General features: G+C 65.3%; 19 protein-coding genes. 13 read left to right on the top strand and 6 right to left on the bottom strand.

Translation table 11 applies throughout. The features are described 5' to 3' along the window. The first annotated feature begins 4 nt into the window (after positions 1 to 4). The 4 genes from N511_RS0107060 (at position 5) to N511_RS0107045 (ending at position 4,481) form a co-directional block, all read left to right on the top strand. Positions 5 to 1,507: an NAD-dependent succinate-semialdehyde dehydrogenase gene (locus N511_RS0107060; protein ID WP_037026343.1), complete on the top strand. Its 1,503-nt coding sequence runs from the start codon at positions 5 to 7 to the stop codon at positions 1,505 to 1,507. A gap of 278 nt (positions 1,508 to 1,785) precedes the next feature. Further along, entirely contained in the window at positions 1,786 to 3,000 is a 1,215-nt protein-coding gene (gene metX / locus N511_RS0107055) for a homoserine O-succinyltransferase MetX (protein WP_027678652.1), read from the top strand. Beyond that, complete coding sequence (gene metW, locus N511_RS0107050) at positions 2,997 to 3,632, top strand: methionine biosynthesis protein MetW (RefSeq protein WP_027678651.1); 636 nt, start codon at positions 2,997 to 2,999, stop codon at positions 3,630 to 3,632. The genes metX and metW overlap by 4 nt, the downstream gene beginning before the upstream one ends. A gap of 102 nt (positions 3,633 to 3,734) precedes the next feature. Next, positions 3,735 to 4,481: a tetratricopeptide repeat protein gene (locus tag N511_RS0107045; protein ID WP_027678650.1), complete on the top strand. Its 747-nt coding sequence runs from the start codon at positions 3,735 to 3,737 to the stop codon at positions 4,479 to 4,481. A gap of 75 nt (positions 4,482 to 4,556) precedes the next feature. On the opposite strand, the gene N511_RS0107040 is transcribed toward N511_RS0107045, so the two are convergent. Together N511_RS0107040 and N511_RS0107035 are read right to left on the bottom strand one after the other, a co-directional pair. After that, on the bottom strand, positions 4,557 to 4,751 hold the full coding sequence (locus N511_RS0107040; RefSeq protein ID WP_027678649.1) for a YbdD/YjiX family protein: 195 nt from the start codon (positions 4,749 to 4,751) through the stop codon (positions 4,557 to 4,559). A gap of 8 nt (positions 4,752 to 4,759) precedes the next feature. Further along, positions 4,760 to 6,814 carry a carbon starvation CstA family protein gene (locus N511_RS0107035; protein ID WP_027678648.1) on the bottom strand — a complete coding sequence of 685 codons (2,055 nt, stop codon included), beginning with the start codon at positions 6,812 to 6,814 and terminating at the stop codon, positions 4,760 to 4,762. Between the two features lie 226 nt (positions 6,815 to 7,040). On the opposite strand from N511_RS0107035, the gene N511_RS0107030 reads away from it, so the two are divergent. Both N511_RS0107030 and N511_RS0107025 read left to right on the top strand, forming a co-directional pair. Continuing rightward, positions 7,041 to 8,480: a cache domain-containing protein gene (locus tag N511_RS0107030; RefSeq protein ID WP_027678647.1), complete on the top strand. Its 1,440-nt coding sequence runs from the start codon at positions 7,041 to 7,043 to the stop codon at positions 8,478 to 8,480. Beyond that, positions 8,477 to 9,121 (top strand): response regulator, encoded by a 645-nt coding sequence (locus N511_RS0107025; protein WP_027678646.1) that lies wholly within the window; start codon positions 8,477 to 8,479, stop codon positions 9,119 to 9,121. The genes N511_RS0107030 and N511_RS0107025 overlap by 4 nt, the downstream gene beginning before the upstream one ends. Here N511_RS0107025 and denD read toward each other — a convergent pair. Next, positions 9,118 to 10,101 carry a D-erythronate dehydrogenase gene (gene denD, locus N511_RS0107020; protein WP_027678645.1) on the bottom strand — a complete coding sequence of 328 codons (984 nt, stop codon included), beginning with the start codon at positions 10,099 to 10,101 and terminating at the stop codon, positions 9,118 to 9,120. The genes N511_RS0107025 and denD overlap by 4 nt on opposite strands. A 131-nt stretch (positions 10,102 to 10,232) precedes the next feature. On the opposite strand from denD, the gene N511_RS0107015 reads away from it, so the two are divergent. The 6 genes from N511_RS0107015 (at position 10,233) to otnI (ending at position 16,025) form a co-directional block, all read left to right on the top strand. Continuing rightward, complete coding sequence (locus N511_RS0107015) at positions 10,233 to 10,949, top strand: FadR/GntR family transcriptional regulator (RefSeq protein ID WP_027678644.1); 717 nt, start codon at positions 10,233 to 10,235, stop codon at positions 10,947 to 10,949. A 15-nt stretch (positions 10,950 to 10,964) separates the two neighbouring features. Further along, on the top strand, positions 10,965 to 11,876 hold the full coding sequence (ltnD, locus tag N511_RS0107010) for an L-threonate dehydrogenase (RefSeq protein ID WP_027678643.1): 912 nt from the start codon (positions 10,965 to 10,967) through the stop codon (positions 11,874 to 11,876). After that, positions 11,873 to 13,186: a 3-oxo-tetronate kinase gene (gene otnK / locus N511_RS0107005; RefSeq protein WP_027678642.1), complete on the top strand. Its 1,314-nt coding sequence runs from the start codon at positions 11,873 to 11,875 to the stop codon at positions 13,184 to 13,186. The genes ltnD and otnK overlap by 4 nt, the downstream gene beginning before the upstream one ends. Beyond that, entirely contained in the window at positions 13,183 to 13,827 is a 645-nt protein-coding gene (gene otnC / locus N511_RS0107000; RefSeq protein WP_027678641.1) for a 3-oxo-tetronate 4-phosphate decarboxylase, read from the top strand. The genes otnK and otnC overlap by 4 nt, the downstream gene beginning before the upstream one ends. A 61-nt stretch (positions 13,828 to 13,888) precedes the next feature. Beyond that, positions 13,889 to 15,214, top strand: a complete 1,326-nt coding sequence (locus N511_RS0106995; RefSeq protein WP_027678640.1) for an MFS transporter — start codon at positions 13,889 to 13,891, stop codon at positions 15,212 to 15,214. Positions 15,215 to 15,236: 22 nt separating this feature from the next. Next, positions 15,237 to 16,025: a 2-oxo-tetronate isomerase gene (gene otnI / locus N511_RS0106990; RefSeq protein ID WP_027678639.1), complete on the top strand. Its 789-nt coding sequence runs from the start codon at positions 15,237 to 15,239 to the stop codon at positions 16,023 to 16,025. Between the two features lie 69 nt (positions 16,026 to 16,094). Here otnI and N511_RS0106985 read toward each other — a convergent pair whose 3' ends face one another. From N511_RS0106985 to N511_RS0106975, 3 genes are all read right to left on the bottom strand, one after another. Continuing rightward, a complete protein-coding gene (locus N511_RS0106985) occupies positions 16,095 to 16,556 on the bottom strand; it encodes a DUF3617 domain-containing protein (protein ID WP_027678638.1) in 462 nt (153 codons plus the stop codon). A gap of 110 nt (positions 16,557 to 16,666) precedes the next feature. Next, positions 16,667 to 17,509, bottom strand: a complete 843-nt coding sequence (locus tag N511_RS0106980; RefSeq protein ID WP_027678637.1) for a winged helix-turn-helix domain-containing protein — start codon at positions 17,507 to 17,509, stop codon at positions 16,667 to 16,669. Positions 17,510 to 18,369: 860 nt separating this feature from the next. Beyond that, positions 18,370 to 20,238: a phosphoenolpyruvate carboxykinase (GTP) gene (locus tag N511_RS0106975; protein WP_027678636.1), complete on the bottom strand. Its 1,869-nt coding sequence runs from the start codon at positions 20,236 to 20,238 to the stop codon at positions 18,370 to 18,372. Between the two features lie 426 nt (positions 20,239 to 20,664). On the opposite strand from N511_RS0106975, the gene N511_RS0106970 reads away from it, so the two are divergent. Beyond that, on the top strand, positions 20,665 to 21,693 hold the full coding sequence (locus N511_RS0106970) for a D-2-hydroxyacid dehydrogenase family protein (RefSeq protein WP_027678635.1): 1,029 nt from the start codon (positions 20,665 to 20,667) through the stop codon (positions 21,691 to 21,693). Positions 21,694 to 21,696 lie beyond the last annotated feature (3 nt).

The raw sequence follows: 21,696 nt of genomic DNA, 5'->3' as shown, positions 1-21,696 counted from the left end.
CACCATGACCCGCACCGATTTGCCGAGCGCGCCGGTTACGCCGCCGATCGCACTGAAAGACCCCGGCCTGTGGCGCACGCAGGCGTTCGTCGCCGGCACGTGGGCCGATGCCGATGACGGCGCCACGCGCGACGTGACGGACCCGGCCACCGGCCGCAAGATCGGCACCGTGCCCGGCATGGGGGCCGCCGAAACCCGCCGCGCCATCGATGCCGCCCAGGTTGCACAACGCGCCTGGCGCAAGGTGAGCGCACGCGATCGCGCCAGGATCCTGCGCAAGCTGGCCGATCTGATGATGGAGCACCAGCAAGACCTTGCTGCCATCCTCACGGCCGAACAAGGCAAGCCGCTGCCCGAAGCCGCCGGTGAAATCGCCTACGCCGCATCGTTCATCGAATGGTTTGCGGAAGAGGCGCGCCGCATTTACGGTGACACCATTCCGTCGCCGCAAGGCGATCGCCGCATCGTCGTGCAGAAGGAGCCGATCGGCGTGAGCGCGGCCATCACGCCGTGGAATTTCCCCATCGCGATGATGACGCGCAAGGTCGGCCCGGCGCTGGCGGCGGGCTGCTCGATGGTGGTCAAGCCGGCGCTGGAAACGCCCTACTCGGCGCTCGCATTTGCCGAGCTGGCGGCGCGCGCCGGCGTGCCGGCAGGCTTGCTGTCGATCGTCACGGGCGATTCGCAGGCGATTGGTGGCGAACTGACCTCCAACCCTGTCGTGCGCAAGCTCAGCTTCACGGGTTCGACGGCCGTGGGTCGTTTGCTGATGCGCCAGTGCGCGGACGACATCAAGAAGCTCTCGCTGGAGTTGGGCGGCAACGCGCCGTTCATTGTGTTTGACGATGCCGACGTCGATGCGGCCGTGGAAGGCGCGATGATCGCCAAGTACCGCAACGCGGGCCAGACCTGCGTGTGCGCGAACCGCTTCTACGTGCAGCGCGGCATCTACGACACGTTCGCTGCCAAGCTGGCTGACGCGGTGCGTGCGCTGCGCGTGGGCAACGGCACGGAGCCCGGCGTGCAGCAGGGCCCGCTGATCCACATGCGCGCGATGGAGAAGGTGCAACAGCATCTGGACGACGCCGTGCGCCAGGGCGCCCGCGTGCTGGTGGGCGGCAAGCCGCATGCGCTGTCTGCACAGGGCGGCGCGTTTTTCGAGCCGACCGTCGTCGTCGACGCAAAGGCCGACATGCTGGTCGCGCATGAAGAAACGTTCGGCCCGCTGGCGGCGCTGATTCCTTTCGATACGGAAGACGAAGCCGTGGCGGCCGCGAACGACACCGAGTTCGGTCTCGCCGCGTATTTCTACACACGCGATCTGGGCCGCGCCTGGCGTGTTTCGGATGCGCTGGAGTCCGGCATGGTTGGCGTCAATACGGGGCTGATCTCGACGGCGGAGGCGCCGTTTGGCGGCGTCAAGCAATCGGGGCTGGGCCGCGAAGGCTCGAAATACGGCATCGACGAATACTTGGAGATCAAGTACATCAACATGGCCGGCCTTTGACCAACGTATGGCGGAGGATTGGACGCATCACGCTGCGGTGATGCGTCCGCCGCCGCTTGCTCTATAATCACTTTCTCTGGCGCGCCGATTTGACGACTGGCTTGCGGGCGCGCGGGAGTTCAGATATCCACAGATGTGGCCCTGGGCTCTCATTACAAATGCGGCTAAAGAGGTTCGGTCAGAGCGGGGGTGGTGAAAGCAAGCGCCCCACGTGCGCCACATGAGAACCCGATTGGTTGCGTGAACAGCGTTGCCGGTCGGGTTTTTTCTTTGGTGCCATGACAGACATCCAGGCTGACCCCGCGGTCACCGCAGCCGATGCGGCGCAGGCCGATACCTCCTCTCCGAAGGCACATCAGGGCAAGCAGGCCAACGCCATCGGCCTGGTCGTGCCCGAGCGCATGCATTTTGCCGAGCCGCTGCCACTGCGTAACGGCTCGCAGATCAGCGGCTACGATCTGATGGTCGAAACTTACGGCACGCTCAATGCCGACCGCTCCAACGCCGTGCTTATCTGCCACGCACTCAACGCTTCGCACCACGTGGCGGGCGTGCACGCCGAGGGCGAAGTCGGCTGGTGGGACAACATGGTCGGCCCCGGCAAGCCGGTCGACACCAACCGCTTCTTCGTCATCGGGGTGAACAACCTGGGTTCGTGCTTCGGCTCGACCGGCCCCATGAGCCCGCATCCGGAAACCGGCCTGCCTTATGGCGCGCGCTTTCCCGTGGTGACGGTGGAAGACTGGGTGAACGCGCAGGCGCGCGTGGCCGATCGTTTCGGCATCCAGCAATTCGCGGCGGTGATGGGCGGCAGCCTTGGCGGCATGCAGGCGCTGGCCTGGAGCCTGATGTATCCGGACCGGCTGCGGCACTGCGTGGTGGTGGCCTCTACGCCCAAGCTGTCGGCGCAGAACATCGCCTTCAACGAGGTGGCGCGCAGCGCGATTCTGTCCGACCCCGATTTCCACGGCGGCGATTACTACGCGCACAACGTCAAGCCCAAGCGCGGCCTGCGCGTGGCGCGGATGATCGGCCACATCACGTATCTGTCGGACGAAGACATGGCCGCGAAATTCGGCCGCGAGCTGAAGGCGGAAGACATCCGTTTCTCGTTCGACGTCGAGTTCCAGGTCGAGAGCTACCTGCGCTACCAGGGCGACAAGTTTGCCGAGTACTTCGATGCGAACACGTATCTGCTCATCACGCGCGCGCTCGATTACTTCGACCCCGCGCTGGCTTACGGCGGCAATCTGACCAAGGCCGTCGCGCACACCAAGGCGAGCTACCTCGTCGTCAGCTTCATGACCGACTGGCGATTCGCCCCTTCGCGCAGCCGCGAACTGGTCAAGGCGCTGCTCGACAACAAGCACCGTGTCACGTACGGCGAGATCGACGCGCCCCACGGCCACGACGCTTTCCTTCTGGAAGACGCGCGCTACCACGCGCTGGTCCGCGCCTATTACGAACGCATCGCCCAGGAGATCGGCGCATGACAACGCAAACGCTGAACACCGCGGCGCCCTCCGCCGTGCCGAACATCCTGGCCGACCGCGCGGACTTCCGTGCCATCGCCCGCTGGATCGAGCCGCGCTCCACCGTGCTCGACCTCGGTTGTGCGGACGGCAGCCTGCTGAGCGTGCTGCAGGATGAGCTGGATGTGCTGGCTTACGGCATCGAGATCGACGATGCGGGCGTGCTGGCCTCCACGCAAAAAGGCGTGCACGTGATCCAGCAGAATCTTGAAGGCGGGCTGGCGCTGTTCGAAGACAAGAGCTTCGACACCGTGATCCTGTCGCAGACGCTGCAGACCATCCACAACACGGCGCAGGTGCTGCGCGAGATGCTGCGCGTGGGTCGCGAATGCATTGTGTCGTTCCCCAACTTCGGTTACTGGCCGCACCGGCTGTCGATCTTTCGCGGGCGCATGCCCGTGTCGGAATCGCTGCCGTACGAGTGGTACGACACGCCCAACGTGCGCGTGCTGACCATCCGCGACTTTGAAGCGCTGGCGCCGAAGGTGGGGCTGGTGATTCTCGATCGCGTGGTGCTGCACGAAGGCAACGTGGTGCGTTGGGGCGCCAACTGGCGCGGCAGCGTGGCGGTGTACCGGGTGCGCGCCGGCTGATTGCCTCGGCATCGATGGGCTTGCCGTGTGCTGGTTTGTGCCCGCCCCACGTGCAGCACAGTGGCGCGCTACACTGGTTCATCTTCCGGTGAGGAGCGTGCGATGAGCAGACAGACGAGGCGCAGAAGTCCGCGCATGCTGCAGGCGGTGTTGGTGGTTGCGATGGGGATGGCGGCGCCCTTTGCACTGGCCGCCACCTCGCCGCAAGATGTGCGGGGCGACGCCGACGCCCTCACCCAGATCGCCATCGCGCACTACGAGAAGAACGACTTCGGCCACGCCTTCGACGAATTTGCCGAGGCTGCGCAGCGCGGCAACCGGCTCGCGCAATTCAACTACGCGATGATGCTGATGCGCGGCGAAGGCACCGTCGCGCGGCCCGACGAAGCGGTCAAATGGCTGCGCCGTGCCGCCGACAACCAGATGACCCACGCGCAGTTTGCCTACGGCGAATTGTTCGAACGCGGCGAGCTGGTTCCGCGCTCCCTGGAAGAAGCCAACAAGTGGTACGAGCGTGCCGCTGCCGGCGGGCATGTCGAGGCGCAGCGCGCGCTGGCCACCGACTACTTCACCGGGCGCGGTGTGCCGCGCGACTACGGGCGCGCGTTCACTTGGTACAAGAAAGCGGCCGAGGGCGGCGATGCGCCATCGCAGTACATCGTCGGCAGCTATTACGAGCGCGGCGAGCCCGGCGTGGTGGCGCAGGATATCGAGCAGGCCAAGAAGTGGTACGGCAGGGCGGCTGCCCAAGGCGATGTCGGCGCACTCGGCAAGCTGCGCGCACTGGTGGAGCAAACGTATCGCGCCAAGCATGGCGATCCGCCCACAGCGGCACGTCAGTCCATGTAGGACACGCAAGAAAAAACCGCCGGGCATGGCTGCATGCACCGGCGGTTCTTGTTTTGGAGCGTGTTCAACCGTTCATCAACAGCACCGGCCGACGCGTCCGGCGTAGCGCGCGTCCTGGCGTTCGCGGAAGAAGTCTTCGTACGTCATGACGGCCTGGTCGGGGTGCGTCTCCTGCATGTGCCGCACGTAGGTGTCGTAGTCCGGCACGCCGACCATCAGACGCAGCGTCTGGCCCAGGTAGCGGCCGAAGTTTTCGAGTTCTTCGCGCATGCCCGTGCTCATGCGCCCAGCGCTTCGTATGGCGTTTCGTTGGCGGTCGGGCGGCTCGCGGCGCGCGCCTTGAGCACCGTGCGCACGCCATACCAGGCGATGCTGACCACCACGAGAATGAACAGGCCGCACAGGAACGCGTCGATGCGGTCGTTCAGCACCACCTGCTGCATCTGCGCCATCGACTTGGCGGGGGCCAACAGCTTGCCTTCGGCAATCGCGCCGGCGTACTTGTTGGCATGCGCCAGGAAGCCGATCTTCGGGTCCGGATCGAACAGCTTTTGCCAGCCGGCGGTGAGCGTGCAGATCAGCAGCCAGGCGGTCGGCAGCAGCGTCACCCACACGTAGCGGTCGCGCTTCATCTTGACCAGCACGCAGGTGCCCAGCGTCAGCGCAATCGCGGCGAGCATCTGGTTGGAGATGCCAAAGAGCGGCCACAGCGTGTTGATGCCGCCCAGCGGATCGACCACGCCCTGGTACAGGAAGTAGCCCCACAGGGCGACGGTTGCGGCCGTGGCGATGAGGTTGGCGACGAGCGAATCCGTGCGCTTGAGTGCCGGTACGAAGGTGCCCAGCAGATCCTGCAGCATGAAGCGCCCGGCGCGCGTGCCTGCATCCACGGCCGTGAGGATGAACAGCGCTTCGAACAGGATCGCAAAGTGGTACCAGAAGGCCATCATGGCCGGGCCGCCCACCACCTGGTGGAGGATGTGCGCCATGCCGACGGCCAGCGTCGGGGCGCCGCCTGCACGGGCGAGGATGGTGTTTTCGCCGACATCCTTGGCGGTCTGGATCAGCACGTCAGGGGTGATGACGAAGCCCCAGGTGGACAGCGTGTGCGCCACCGTATCCGGCGTCGCGCCCACGAGTGCTGCCGGGCTGTTCATCGCGAAGTACACGCCCGGGTCGATGACCGAAGCAGCCACCAGCGCCATGATGGCGACGAACGATTCCATCAGCATCGCGCCGTAGCCGATGAAGCGGGCCTGCGTTTCGTTCTCCAGCAACTTGGGCGTGGTGCCCGACGAGATGAGCGAGTGGAAGCCCGACACCGCGCCGCACGCAATGGTGATGAACAGGAACGGGAACAGGTTGCCCGACCACACCGGGCCGCCGCCGCCGGCAAACTGCGTCAGCGAAGGCATCTGCATCTTGGGCGCGACGATCAGGATGCCGATGGCCAGGGCGAGGATCGTGCCGATCTTCAGGAACGTCGACAGGTAATCACGCGGGGCCAGCAGCAGCCACACCGGCAGCACCGAGGCGACAAAACCGTAGCCGATCAGCATCCACGTGAGGGCCTTGCCGTCGAACGTGAACAGCGGCGCGAGGGCAGCATTTTCATGCACCGCCTGACCGCCGATGATGGCCAGCATCAGCAGCACGAAGCCGATGATGGAGATCTCGCCGATGCGGCCCGGGCGGATGTAGCGCACGTACACGCCCATGAACAGCGCGATGGGAATCGTCGCGGCCACCGTGAAGGTGCCCCACGGCGAGCCGACCAGCGCCTTCACCACGATCAGCGCCAGCACGGCCAGGATGATGATCATGATGAGGAACGCGCCAAACAGCGCGATCACGCCAGGCACCGTGCCCATCTCGCTCTTGACGAGGTCGCCCAGCGAGCGGCCGTCGCGGCGGCTGGAGATGAACAGCACGATGAAATCCTGCACTGCACCGGCAAACACGACGCCGGCCAGGATCCACAGCATGCCGGGCAGGTAGCCCATCTGCGCGGCCAGCACGGGGCCGACCAGCGGGCCAGCGCCAGCAATGGCCGCGAAGTGGTGGCCGAACAGCACGTGCTTGTTGGTGGGAACGTAGTCGAGCCCGTCGTTGTAACGCCAGGCGGGCGTTTTGCGGGTGCCGTCCAGACCGAGCACCTTGTCGGCGATGAAGCGGCTGTAGTAGCGATACGCGATCAGGTAGATGCATACGGCGGCCACTACCACCCACAGCGCGCTGACGGCCTCGCCGCGCGCAAGCGCAACGGTGGCAAACGCAGACGCGCCAAGAATGGCGATGACCAGCCAGATCAGGTGTTGCCTGACGAAGCTCATGTCGGTCTCCTCGAACCTTGGTCGAAGTGTTGTGCTGAATGCGGGATGTGGGTTCATCCCTGCGGTAAGTCCTGCCCCGTGACAGGGGCGTGTAGTATTTGCCAGCCCCACCCCGCGCCACAAGCGGAGGACTACGCAACGCATGTCCGTAGTTCTACGCAGGGCCCCACACCTGATCGAGACCGCGCCGCCACCTTGCAATGCAGCAAAGCGCCGCGTTTTTGTTATGAAGCTCCGCCAGAAAATCCTGCTGCTCGCCGTCGCACCGCTGACCATCGCCATGCTGGCGATCATGCTGACCGTGCGCCATCAGTCGATCGCGCTGGCGCGGCACGAACGGCAGTTGGTGGAGTCGGCGTATCTGCAGGCCAAGGAGACCGAACTGCGGTCTTACGTCAAGCTTGCGCAGAGCGCCATCGCACCGTTGCTGGCGGCCGGCCACGGCGCCGACCCGGCCCGGGACGAAGCCACGCGCGATGAAGCCATGCGCACCCTCGCCCGTCTCGACTTCGGCACCGACGGCTATTTCTTTCTCTATGACCTGCGCGGCCGCAACCTGATGCACCCGCGCCAGCCCGAACTTGTCGGCCGCGACTTGTGGGACCTGACGGATTCAGGCGGACAACCGACCATTCAGAAACTCGTTGCGGCCGCGCAGGCCGGCGGCGGTTTCGTGCGCTACATGTGGGACAAGCCGTCCACGCACCAGAGCGTGCCCAAGCTCGGTTACGTCGAGCCGATTCCGCAGTGGGGCTGGATGGTCGGCACCGGCCTGTACCTGGACGACATCGAGCAAACCCTGCGTGAGATTGACCGGCGCGCGCAGACCAACATCGACCAGACGCTGGCCTGGGTGGTGGGCATTGCCGCAGTCAGCATCCTGCTGGTGGCCGGCAGCGGCTTGGCGCTCAACGTGAGCGACCATCGCCAGGCCGATGCCAAGCTGCGCCAGCTCGCGCAGCAGGTGGTGAAGTCCCAGGAAGACGAACGCGCGCGTGTCTCGCGCGAGCTGCACGACGGCATCAGCCAGGTGCTCGTCTCGACCAAGCTGCTGCTGGAAACGGCGCATGGCCATCTTGAGGCCGGGCCTGCATCGCCGGCGTCGATCGAGCGGGCAGACAGCATGCTGCGCCGCGCGCTCGACAGGTTGAACGGTGCGCTGGGCGAGGTGCGGCGCGTGTCGCACAACCTGCGCCCTGCGCTCCTGGATGACCTGGGCTTGGCGGCAGCGTTGGAACTCCTCGTGCGCGAAACACGCGAGGCCCACGAAGACAGCCAGCCGGGGTTTGCGATTGCGCTGGAACTTGTCGGCCCGCCGGTGCAATTGCCGGATGCGTGCAACACCGCGCTGTTCCGCATTGCGCAGGAGGCCGTCTCCAACATCGAGCGCCATGCCACCCAAGCGACGCGCATCGGTGTGCTGCTCGAAAACGATATCGATGCGGTGCGCCTGTCCGTTCGCGACAATGGCCCCGGTTTCGATGTGGAGTCCGTGCAGGTCGACCCGCAACACGGGATCGGCCTGCGCAACATGCGCGAGCGCATGGCCGCGCTCGGCGGCACCTGTACCATCGCTTCCGGCCCGCACGGCACGGAGGTGACCGCCGTGCTGCCGCATGGCGTCATCGCTCGATTGGCTTCTGCTCCCTCTTCTCCGCTCGTATGAACATGCGATCACCCGCGCCCGTCAAACTGCTCCTCGTCGACGATCACCCGCTCGTGCGCGATGGCGTGCGCGTGCGGCTGGAAGCCGTGCCGCATTTCGAAGTGGTGGGTGAAGCCGGCGACGCTGAGGCCGCCCTGCAGGCCGCGCGCACGCTGTCGCCCGACCTGGCGCTGATGGACATCGGCATGCGCGGCATGAACGGCATCGCGCTCACCGAAAAGTTTGCCGAGGAATTTCCCGAGATTGCCGTGCTCGTGCTGTCGATGCACGACAACCTGGAATACGTACGGCAGGTGATGCGCGCCGGCGCGCGCGGCTACGTGCTCAAGGACGCGCCCGCCAGCGAACTGGTCGAAGCCATCGACGCCGTGCTGGCCGGCCGCCCCTTCTACAGCGCGCAGTTGGCGATGCGCATGGCCGAGCAGGCCGTCATGCCCACGCCCGTGGAGGCGCTCACGCCGCGCGAGCGCGACATTCTCGACGGCATCGCCAAGGGCTACGCCAACAAGCGCATCGCCGACGAGCTGGGCTTGTCCGTGCGCACGGTGGAATCGCACCGCCTGAACCTGAAGCGCAAACTCGGCATCGAGGGCCAGGCGGAACTGGTGAAGTTTGCGGTGGAGCTGGGAAAGGGCCGTTAGACGCCCTTCGCACTGTCCACGTAATCGCGCACCATCGCTTCGAACGAGGTGTCGCGGCCAAAGCCCATGGCATCGGCGCGCGCGGTATCGAAGCGCGCCGGCCAGCTTTGCACGATGGCCTTGATGCGGGCGTCCGGCTCCCAACGGATACGCGAGACCGGCGCATCGCCCGCCACCTTGCGCAGCGCCTCCACCATCTCGCCTACGCGCACCGTAATGCCCGGCAGGTTCAGTGATCGGCGATGGCCCCATGCCGACGCCGGCAGCGTGTACGCGTGCAGCAGCGACGCCACCACCTGACGCGGCGAGGCGAGCCACAGCTCAGTCTCGGCTTCCACCGGGCAGATGGCTTCCTCGCCTGACAACGGCTCGCGGATGATGCCGCTGGCAAAGCTCGAGGCCGCGCCGTTCGGTTTGCCCGGGCGCACCGACACCGTGGGGATGCGCACCGCGCGCCCGTCGATGTAGCCCTTGCGCGAATACTCGCCGACCAGGAATTCGCCCATCAGCTTCTGCACGCCGTACGAGGCCTGCGGCGTGGCCGCCGTGTCGTCGGTGACAACGGCGGGCAACTGGCCGCCAAACACAGCCACGGAGCTTGCGAACAGCACGCGCGGCGCACGGCCGGTCTTGGCATGCTGCGCGCGCAGCGCATCGAGCAATGCGCGCGTGCCGTCCAGGTTCACGCGCATGCCGAGGTCGAAATCGGCCTCGGCGGTGCCGCTCACCACGGCGGCCAGGTGGAACACGCCGCCCACGTTTTCGTCGATCACCTTGGCGATCAGGGCGGGGTCGGAGGCATCGCCGGTCACGTAGCGCACGCGCGCATCGGCAATCTGACCGGCCACCTGGTCCAGCACGATGAAGGTCTCAACGGGCTGCACCGAGCCGTCCGCATCCGGCAGGCCGGGTTGTTCGAGCAGTGCCGCCAGCACGCGCTGGCCCAGGAAACCGGCGCCGCCGGTGATGACGATGTTCATGGTGTCTCCTTGTTGCCTGGCGTAACCCGCCGGGCGTTTTGATCGATGCCTAGGGTAAACAGGGATAAAGCTCTGCGGTCCAACTTGTATGATGACACGACGAATTTACGCTTGCCAAGACATCCTGCCCCATGTTTGAACGACTCGACGCCGCGCCCTCCCTGTCCGACCGCGTGGCCCAGACCCTGATGGACAAGATCGACGCGGGTGAACTGCGCCGCGGCGAACGCATGCCTTCCGAAACCGTGCTCGGGCAGGAATTCGGTGTGAGCCGCACCGTGATCCGCGAGGCCATCTCGCGGCTGCGCCACGAAGGCGTGGTCGAAGCGCGTCAGGGCAGCGGCGTGTACGTCACGCAGCAGGCCGGCCTCAAGCCGCTGCGGATCGACGCTGCGCAGGCCGGGTCGATCGACGCCGTGCTGCACATCATCGAACTGCGCCGCGCGCTGGAGGCCGAAGGCGCCGCGCTGGCCGCCCAGCGTCGCACCGATGCCGAGATGATCGGGATCGACGCCGCACTCGACGGCATTGACGCTGCCGTGGCGGCCGGCGGTGACGGCGTGACCGAAGACCTGCGCTTTCACCATGCCATTGCGGCGGCCAGCGGCAATCCGTTCCTCGTGCAGGCGCTTGGCTTCTTCAGCCAATACCTGGAGGAAGCGATCGGCGTGACGCGCAGCAACGAAGCGCGCCGCGAAGACTTCGCCCGCCAGGTCCGCGACGAGCACCGCGCGATGGTTGAGGCCATCCGCCACCGCGACGCACTGGCTGCACGCAATGCCGCGCAGACCCACATGTTCAATGCCGCACGTCGTCTGGCCGAAGGGCGCGACGTGGCGCAAGACTGATTTCTGGAGTCATTCATGACGCAATCGATGGCTGACCGGAAGGTCGGCGTGATTGGGCTCGGCGCCATGGGCCTGGGCATTGCCAAGACCCTGCGCAATCACGGCTACACCGTGCATGCCTGCGACGCGCGCCCCGGTGCCGCTGCGGATTTCGCCCAGGAAGGCGGCGTGGCCTGTGCAACGCCCGCCGAGGTGGCGGCGGGCGTGGACGTGGTGGTCTCGGTGGTGGTCAACGCCGCGCAGACCGAAGCTGTGCTGTTCGAAGAGGCCGGTGCAGCGGCCGCCATGCGACCGGGCAGCACGTTCGTCATGTGTTCGACGGTCGACCCGAACTGGTCGATTGCGCTGGAGGCGCGTCTCGCGCAACTTGGCATTCTGTATGTGGATGGCCCCATCTCCGGCGGGGCGGCCAAGGCTGCCTCGGGCCAGATGACCATGATGACCTCGGCCACGCCCGAGGCATATGCGGCGGCGGGCCATGTGCTCGACGCCATGGCCGGCAAGGTCTATCGCCTGGGCGACAAGGCGGGCGCGGGCAGCAAGGTCAAGATCATCAACCAGCTGCTGGCCGGCGTGCACATCGCCGCCGCCGCCGAAGCCATGGCCCTGGGCCTGCGCGAAGGCGTACCTGCCGATGCGCTGTACGAAGTCATCACCCATAGCGCGGGCAACAGTTGGATGTTCGAAAACCGCATGGCCCACGTGCTGGCGGGCGATTACACGCCGCTGTCCGCCGTTGACATCTTCGTCAAGGATCTGGGCTTGGTGCTCGATACCGCGCGCGCGACCAAGTTTCCGCTGCCGCTGGCGGCTACCGCGCATCAGATGTTCATGCAGGCATCCACGGCCGGTTATGCGAAGGAAGACGATTCCGCCGTCATCAAGATCTTCCCGGGCATCACGTTGCCGGAGGGCCAACCGAAATGAGCGCAGCGCCCACGTCCCGCCCGGTCCTCGGTTGCATCGCCGACGATTTCACCGGTGCGACCGACCTTGCCAACATGCTCGTGCGCGCCGGCATGCGCACGGTACAGACCATCGGTGTGCCGCAGGCAGGCGCCGAGGCCATCGCTGCGGATGCCGATGCCATCGTCGTTGCACTCAAGTCGCGCACGATTCCGGCGGCGGATGCCGTGGCGCAGTCGTCGAATGCGCTGCACTGGCTGCGCGCGCAAGGCTGCTCGCGCTTCTTCTTCAAATACTGCTCGACCTTCGATTCCACCGATGCCGGCAACATCGGTCCCGTGGCCGAAACATTGATGGCCGAGCTGCGTACTGATTTCACGTTGGCCTGCCCCGCCTTTCCCGAAAACGGCCGCACGATCTTCCGTGGCCATCTGTTCGTGGGTGACGTGCTGCTCAACGCGTCGGGCATGGAGCACCATCCGCTCACGCCGATGCGCGATCCGAACCTCGTGTCGGTGCTTGCGCGCCAGAGTGCGGGCAAGGTCGGGCTGCTGCGGTACGACACCGTCATGCGCGGTGCGCAGGCTGCGCGCGACCAGGCCCAGCAACTGCGCGCCGACGGCGTGAAGCTGGCAATTGCCGACGCCATTTCGAACGACGACCTCATCGTGCTGGGCGAGGCGTTTGCCGACCTGCCGCTGCTGACGGGCGGCTCGGGCCTGGCGCTGGGCTTGCCGGCGCAATATCGCCGCGCAGGGCTGATCACTGCGCAGGGCAACGCGGCGCAACTGCCCGCGGTGGCCGATTCGGCGATCGTGCTGTCGGGCAGCTGCTCGCGCGCGACGAATGCCCAGGTGGCGCACTGGCGTGCCTCGCGCCCGGCGTTCCAGATTGATCCACTGGCGCTGGCCGAAGGCAAACCGGTCGTGGTCGAGGCGCTCGATTTCGTGCACCGCCATGCGGGGCAGACGGTGCTGGTGTACGCGACGAGTGCGCCCGAACACGTGGCGCGCGTGCAGCAGACGCTAGGCGTCGAGCGCGCCGGCAAACTCGTGGAAGACGCACTCGGCCGCATCGCGCGCACGCTCCACGCCGATGGCGTGCGCCGCTTCGTGGTGGCCGGCGGCGAGACATCGGGCGCGGTTGTGCAGGCGCTCGACGTACGCGCGCTGCGCATCGGTCCGCAGATCGACCCGGGCGTGCCCTGGACAGCCACCATCGACAACGACCCGGTTGCGCTGGCATTGAAGTCCGGCAACTTCGGGACGGTGGATTTCTTCGAGAAGGCGCTTGCGCAGCTGGCGCACGCAACGACGGAGCCGGTCGCATGACCGCAACGAACGAAAGCGCGCTGCGCGAAGAGATCGCACATGTCGGTCAGAGCCTGTATGCGCGTGGTTACACGGTCGGCACGGCGGGCAACATCAGCGCACGCCTGCCCGACGGCTGGCTCATCACGCCCACCGATGCCTGCCTCGGCACGCTGGACCCGGCGCGCATCGCCAAGGTCAGTACCGCAGGCGAATGGGTCGGCGGCGACAAGCCGTCGAAAACGCTCGCCCTGCATCGCGGCATCTACGACCGCAATGCGGAGGCGCATGCGGTGGTGCACACGCATTCGACGCATCTCGTGGCGCTCACGCTGGCGGGCGTCTGGCATGAAGCCGACGTGCTGCCGCCCATCACGCCGTACTACGTGATGAAGGTCGGCCACGTGCCGCTTGTCCGTTATCAGCGGCCGGGGCATCCGGATGTTGCCGCGCAGATTGCCGAGTTGGCGTGCGATGTGCGCGCCGTGCTGCTCGACCGGCTGGGGCCCGTGGTGTGGCACGGCTCGGTGTCCAACGCGGCGTACGCGCTGGAAGAACTGGAAGAAACCGCACGGCTTTGGTTGATGACCGAACCCAAGCCGGCACCGCTGTCCGACGCGCAGATCGACGAACTGCGCCAGACGTTCGGGGCACGTTGGTAGCGAGCAGGAGCAAATCGGTAGCCCGCTGCCCGGCCCACATAAAACCTACACCGGAGACCACATGAACACCTCGACCGCCACCACGGCGGCGTTGCCTTCGCACGCCGTTTCAAAAGAGGACAGCGTCTATGCGCGCGTGTCGCGCCGCATCGTCCCGCTCATCATGCTGTGTTACGTGGTCGCGTATCTCGACCGCGTGAACGTCGGGTTTGCGAAGCTGCAGATGTCGCAGGCTCTGAACTTCTCTGAGACGGTGTACGGGCTCGGTGCCGGCATCTTCTTCATCGGCTATTTCCTCTTCGAGGTGCCGAGCAATCTGCTGATGAACAAGATCGGCGCGCGCATCTGGATCGCGCGGATCATGATCACATGGGGCTTGATCTCCGGCGCGTTCGCATTCGTGCAGACGCCCACGCAGTTCTACGTGATGCGCTTTCTCCTGGGCCTGGCAGAAGCCGGCTTCTACCCCGGCATCATCCTGTACCTGACGTACTGGTATCCGTCGCACCGCCGCGCACGCATCGTGGCGATGTTCATGGCGGCCATTCCCATCTCGGGCATCTTCGGCAACCCGCTGTCGGGCTGGATCATGAGCGCGTTTCACGGAGCGGGTGCTGGCGAAGGCTGGCAGGGCTGGCAGTGGATGTTCGTAATCGAAGCCATCCCCGCCGTGCTGGTTGGCCTGCTGGTGCTCTGGAAGTTCGACGACAGCATCCGCAAGGCCAAGTGGCTGTCGGAAGACGAAAAGCAGATCCTCGAAGCCAACATTGCGGCCGACAACAAAGGCAAGACCGAGCACCCCGGCATCGGCAAGGTGTTCTCTGATCCGCGCGTGTGGATGATGAGCCTGATCTACTTCGCCTTCGTCATGGGCCAGTACGGCTTGACGTTCTGGATGCCGACGCTGGTGAAGAACGCCGGTGTGAAAGACACCCTGATGGTGGGCGTGCTCTCCGCCATTCCGTATGTCTGTGCGGCGATCACCATGGTGCTGATCGGCCGCAGCGCCGATGCACGCCGTGAGCGCCGCTGGCACCTGGTTGTGCCGGCGTTGATGGGCGCAGTCGGGTTTGCGGTGGTGGCAACGGCGGGTAACAACGTAGCGCTGTCGATCGTGTTCCTGTCATTGGCTGCCGCGGGCGTGCTGACGTGTGCGCCGCTGTTCTGGTCGCTGCCGACGGCGTTCCTGCAAGGCACCGCTGCTGCGGCCGGCATTGCCGCCATCAACTCGGTCGGCAACTTGGCCGGGTTCGTGAGCCCCTATATGATCGGTGCGCTCAAGGACATGACGGGCAGCACATCCGCCGGCATGTACGCGCTGGCGGGCGTGCTGGTGCTTGGCTGCATTGCCGTGTTGCGCACGCCGCCCAAGCTGGTCAATAAATAAGCATCGTATTCAGAGGTCTGACATGCCGCGCTTTGCCGCCAACCTGTCCATGATGTACCAGGAGCACGCGTTCCTCGACCGCTTTGCCGCCGCGGCAAAAGACGGCTTCGAGGGCGTGGAGTTCCTGTTTCCTTACGACTTCGACAAGGCCGATATCCGCGCCCGTCTTGACGACGCTGGCCTCACGCAAGCGCTGTTCAATGCCCCGCCGGGCGATTGGGCGGGCGGCGAGCGCGGCATCGCCTCGTTGCCCGGTCGCGAAGAGGAATTCAAGCGCGGCATTGCGACAGCGCTGGAGTATGCGCAGGTGCTCGGCAACACGCGCCTGCACGTCATGGCCGGCTTGCTACCCGCCGGTGCAGACCGCGCACGCCATCAGGCCACCTACGTGAGCAACCTCGCCTACGCTGCGCGCGAGGCTGCCGGCGTGGGCGTCACCATCGTGCTGGAACCGATCAACACGCGCGACATGCCGGGCTTCTTCCTGACGCACCAGGCGCAGGCGCATGCGGTGTGCGAGGAAGTGGGCGCGGCCAACGTCAAGGTGCAGTTCGACCTGTACCACGCGCAGATCATGGAGGGCGATCTGTCGGTCAAACTCAAGCAGTACGTCGATGGAGTGGGCCACGTGCAGATCGCCGGCGTGCCCGATCGCCATGAGCCGGACGAAGGCGAGCTGCACTATCCGCACCTCTTTGCGTTGCTGGATGCGCTTGGCTACAACGGCTGGGTCGGCTGCGAGTATCGGCCCCGTGCCGGCACCAGCGAAGGGCTCGGCTGGCTCAAGCGCTGGCGTGAGAGCCAACGCTGATCGGGCTTCCCCAAACAAAAACGGCCGGCGCTGCGTGTGCAGTCCGGCCGTTGTCTTTTGGCGCGTCGCTTACGACTTGCATGCGCCGAGGTAGCGGCCCTGGTAGTGGAAGCCGCTCTTCATCGGTCCGAACTGCGGATGCTGATACTGCCCATTGCCGCTGATGTTGTACGACGTCGGCGTCAGCGGGCCGCTCGCTTCCAGCACGCCCTTGCCGCCCTGCGGGTCTTCGCACGACAGCGTGACCTTGAGCGTGCCCAGCGTGTAGTTCCAGCGCGTGAGTTTGCAGCCTTGTTGATCGCGGCGGATGGAACGCTCGAACATGGCGCGCACGTCGCCGGCATCGTTGGCGCTCAGACAGCCGCGTTCGGGGCGGCTCGGTACTTGGCGGCCTTGCTCGTCAAAGTGCGGCAACGGCTTGCCGTTCAGCGTCACGCTCGTCGTGCTTTCCCACAAGCCTGGCGTGACTTCCTGGGCGTGCGCGCCCAGCGTCAGTCCAGCCAGCAGTACACCGCTGTGCCACAGCTTCATATTCGATACCTTGAACGGATGAGATGACGCGACGCCCCCATCGCCGCCCGGGATGAGCGGCGATGGGATGGCCGTCGGAGATGCGCGATGCGCGTTGGATCGACCTGGGCTCAGACGCCCAGGCGCACCGGTTCCTTGGTCAGCGAACGGGACGTCGGCATGTGGCCGTACGACGGCAGTTCGGCCTTGCGGGTTGCGGCTTCGAGCTGCAGGCCGATCGCTTCGGCAGCATGCATCGCCGTTGCGCCGCTGGTGCCGACGACGAGGCGATAGCCGCCGCCGCGCACGGTCTGGATCAGGCCATCGCACGGCGTGCCGGCCAGCGCGACGCGCAGCTTGCGCACGTGCACGTCGACCGTGCGCTCCCCCACGAAGACATGGTTGCCCCACACGCGATCCAGCAGTTGCGTGCGCGAATGCACGCGTTGCGGATGCGCGACGAGAAAGTGCAGCAGGCGGAATTCCAGCGGGCTGAGCGGAATGGCGCGCGGGCCGGTGTCGGTCTGGGCGGTCACACCCAACGTCAGCGGGTCAAGGCGCAGGCCGTTGACCTGCAGGATGTCGTCGCCATGTTGATGCGGCGCACGGCGGCGCAGCACGGCGCGGATGCGCGCATGCAGCTCGCCCGTGTCGCACGGCTTGACGACGTAGTCGTCGGCACCGGCGTCGAGCGCGGCAATCTTGGCACGCGCATCGCCATGGCGGGACAGCACGATGACCGGCAGGCCGCGCGTCTGCATGTTGGCGCGCAAGGCCAGCAGCATGTCGATCGACTCGCGCTCGGGCCACGTCCACTCCATCAGGAGCAGCTCCGGCATGGCGGCCAGGATGGCAGCCTGCGCCTGGCCCGGATGGCTGACCCGTTGAACATCGTGTCCACCATCACGCAGGGAAAACGACAGACGCTCCCCCTCTGCCTGGTCTTGTTCGACCAGCAAGATCTGAATACTCACTTTGTGATACCTCCCGTGTAACCAGCCGACACACTCCGGCGAGCAGCCTTGCGGCTGCGCTCTGCTGTCTGCGGTGCGCGTTGTTATGAGTGTCATGCGGGCAATTGCGCCTGTGCTCACATGTCTTTTCTTGCGGGCGCTGTTGCCTGGCCGTCGGCCTTGCGCGGATCGTCATGCTGCTGTTCCCGTCGACGATCGCCAGCGGAGCCTCCTGGGTGGTGTCCAGGGTGGTCCTGAGAAAGGTCTGCAAACCCCTCGGTGCCAGTCGCAGCGTGCCGAACCGTGCAATCGTTTGCACGGTTTGCGGCGCAACTTGCGCACAATCCGAGGCGGCGCCCCCCCGAGCGCCGGTGAAGTAGGGAATCCCCACCTCCGTTGGCATAAGGCTTGTTCGCCCTTTCCCGTTTCCTCTAGTCATGAACCCCCCCTCTGGCTCAGAGAGAAAGGATTCCGTTTTGCGGGATTATAAGAATCCCGTAGGGATTCGTCACGCACGAATTTTAAAATTTGGAAATTTATTCAGTCCGTTACGAAATGAAGTGCCGCGATTGACATGCACTCTTCATAAAGCTATGCCAGGCAACGTTCTTCGCCGATGCAGCCGTTCAATGATTCGGGCGTGGCATAAATACGCGGCAATTATGCTCGGCTTGGCATAATGGTCATTTTCATGTGCGAGCCGGTATTTTTTACAACGCAAATCAATTCGCCAAAAATCAATTGATCTGTTTTGTGGTCAGGGGTAATTCGCGCGATTTAAAACTTTAGGATTACTGCTCATTGTTTAGGCAGTGTTCCGGCGTGGGCGCAAAAAAAGCCCGCACACGGCGGGCTTTTTGGGGTCGACAGCGAGACCGAGGTCAGCCGCCGAGTCGTTCTTCGAGGCGAGTCTTGGCGTCGGGCAGCGCCTGCGGCAGGCCGTGCGCCAGTTTCGTGAACAGCTCGTCGTGCAGCGCCAGTTCCTCCTTCCAGGCCGCCGCGTCCAGCGAGATCACCTTGGCGAACTGCTCGGCCGTGAAGTCCAGGCCATCCCAGCTCAGTTCTTCGTAGCGCGGCGACACGCCGAAGACGTGCTCATCGCCCTGCGCCTGGCCCTCGATGCGATCGACCATCCACTTGAGCACGCGCATGTTCTCGCCAAAGCCCGGCCACACGAACTTGCCGTTTTCATCCTTGCGGAACCAGTTCACGCAGAAGATCTTCGGCAGCGTTGCGCCGCTCTCGGCCAGCTTCTCGCCGAGCTTGAGCCAGTGCGCGAAGTAGTCGGCCATGTTGTAGCCGCAGAACGGCAGCATGGCGAACGGGTCGCGGCGCACCACGCCTTGCTGGCCGGCAGCGGCGGCGGTGGTTTCCGAGCCCATCGTGGCGGCCATGTACACGCCTTCGGTCCAGTCGCGCGCTTCGGTCACGAGCGGCACGGTGGTCGAACGGCGGCCGCCGAAGATGAACGCATCAATGGGTACGCCGGCCGGGTTGTCCCACTCCGGATCGATCGACGGGCATTGCGCGGCCGGCGCCGTGAAACGCGCGTTCGGATGCGCAGCCTTGCGGCCGGTTTCCTTGGCGGTCTCGGGCGTCCAGTCCTGGCCTTGCCAGTCGATCAGGTGCGCCGGCGGCGTGTCGGTCATGCCTTCCCACCATACGTCGCCGTCGTCGGTCAGGGCCACGTTGGTGAAGATGACGTTCTCTTTGAGCGTGGCCATCGCGTTGAAGTTGGTCTTCTCGCTCGTGCCCGGGGCCACGCCAAAGTAGCCGGCTTCCGGGTTGATGGCGTACAGGCGGGTTTTGCCGTTGGCGTCCTGGCGGGGCTTGATCCAGGCGATGTCGTCGCCGATGGTCGTCACCTTCCAGCCGTTCAGGCCTGCGGGCGGAATCAGCATCGCAAAGTTGGTCTTGCCGCAGGCCGACGGGAAGGCCGCCGCCACGTGATACGTCTTGCCTTCCGGCGACGTCACGCCCAGGATCAGCATGTGCTCGGCCAGCCAGCCCTGGTCGCGGCCCATGGTCGAGGCGATCCGCAGCGCAAAGCATTTCTTGCCCAGCAGCGCGTTGCCGCCGTAGCCGGAGCCGAACGACCAGATTTCGCGCGTTTCCGGGAAATGCACGATGTACTTGGTCGGGTTGCACGGCCACGGCACGTCTTTCTCGCCCGCGGCGAGCGGCTTGCCGACGGTGTGCACGCACGGCACGAAATCGCCGTCGGTGCCCAGCACGTCGTACACCGCGCGGCCCATCCGGGTCATGATGCGCATGTTGACGGCCACGTACGGGCTGTCCGACAGCTCCACGCCGATGTGTGCGATCGGCGAGCCCAGCGGGCCCATCGAGAACGGCACCACGTACAGCGTGCGGCCGCGCATGCTGCCGTCAAACAAGCCGTTCAGCGTCTGGCGCATCTCGGCCGGGGCCGTCCAGTTGTTGGTGGGGCCGGCGTCTTCCTTCTTCTGCGAGCAGATGAAAGTGCGGTCTTCCACGCGCGCCACGTCCGACGGGTCCGACAGCGCCAGGTACGAGTTCTTGCGCTTGGCCGGGTTGAGTTGCTTCATCGTGCCGGCGGCCACCATTTCGGCGCACAGGCGGTCGTATTCCTCTTGCGAACCATCGCACCAGACGATGCGCTCCGGCTTGGTGAGCGCTGCCACCTCGCCCACCCACGCGATCAGGCGCGGGTGTTTCACGTAATCGGGCACGTTCAATGCGGGCACGCCCTGCATCACGGGTTGATTCATGACCAAAACTCCAATGGAAGTGAGAAAGAAATCGGTGTCGGATCAGCACGGTGGCCGCGCCCAGCGGCGGGGTGGAAAGCGATCGACGGCGCATCGGAAGCGGGCCGGATCAGCGGTTTCCAGAGGGAGAGGTGAGGCAGGCGGAGGGACGGTAGCCGTGCTGATTTCACATTCAGTTACAAAGCGGTGCGCTGGCGGAAGGTGGGTTTTTCCGGGCAGCGGGGGCCGCGTGCGCTAAAGTGGCGGAACCGAGGTCAACAGACCCTAGAACAAGGACTCGTCACCAGCGGGGCTGCGCAAATTGCGTGCCCGCGGCGGGCAATTCCGAACGTCGACACGGATTGTCGTGCGACGAGGGATGGGAAGAATACCACCGCGAGGGATCGCTGTTTTTTGCTGCGCACCATTGTTCGAAGTGAGATGTCGATGAAGATTGCCGTACTGGACGACTACCAAGACGCTGTTCGCAAGCTGGACTGCTTCAGCCTGCTGCAAGACCACGAAGTCAAAGTGTTCAACAACACCGTCAAAGGTGTGGGGCAATTGGCCGCACGCGTGGCGGACGTTGAAGCCATTGTGCTGATCCGGGAGCGCACGCGCGTGACGCGTCAGTTGCTTGATCGCCTGCCCAAACTGAAGATCATCAGCCAGACGGGCCGCGTATCGCGTGACTCGGGCGGCCATATCGATCTGGATGCCTGCACCGACAAGGGTGTGGTGGTGCTGGAGGGCAGGGGCTCGCCCGTGGCGCCGGCCGAGCTGACCTGGGCGCTGGTGATGGCCGCACAGCGCCGTATTCCGCAATACGTGGCAAGCCTCAAGCACGGCGCGTGGCAGCAGTCGGGGCTGAAATCCACGACGATGCCGCCCAACTTTGGCATTGGCCGCGTCCTGAAGGGCCAGACGCTGGGCATCTTCGGCTACGGCAAGATTGGCCAGCTCGTGGCCGGCTACGGCCGCGCTTTCGGCATGAATGTGCTGGTGTGGGGCCGCGAAGGATCGCAAGAGCGGGCCCGCGCCGATGGCTTTGCCGTTGCGGATTCGAAGGAAGCACTGTTCGAACAGTCCGATGTGCTGTCCGTCCACCTGCGCCTGAACGACGAAACGCGCGGCATCGTCACGGTGGCCGACCTCACCCGCATGAAGCCGACCGCCCTGTTCGTCAACACGAGCCGTGCCGAGCTGGTGGAAGAAAACGGCCTGGTGACGTCGCTCAATCGCGGTCGCCCGGGCATGGCGGCCATCGACGTGTTTGAAACGGAGCCCATCCTGCAGGGCCACACCCTGCTGCGCATGGAGAACTGCATCTGCACGCCGCACATCGGCTACGTCGAGCGCGAAGGCTACGAGCTGTACTTCAGCATCGCGTTCCAGAACATCCTCGATGTTCTGCAGGGCAACGTCGACAGCGTGGTTAATCCGACGGCACTGGCGCCTGCGCTGATCCGCGCATAACGC

The organism is Ralstonia sp. UNC404CL21Col (assembly GCF_000620465.1).
Lineage (GTDB): Bacteria > Pseudomonadota > Gammaproteobacteria > Burkholderiales > Burkholderiaceae > Ralstonia > Ralstonia flatus.
This window is presented reverse-complemented; position numbering and strand designations above follow the sequence as displayed.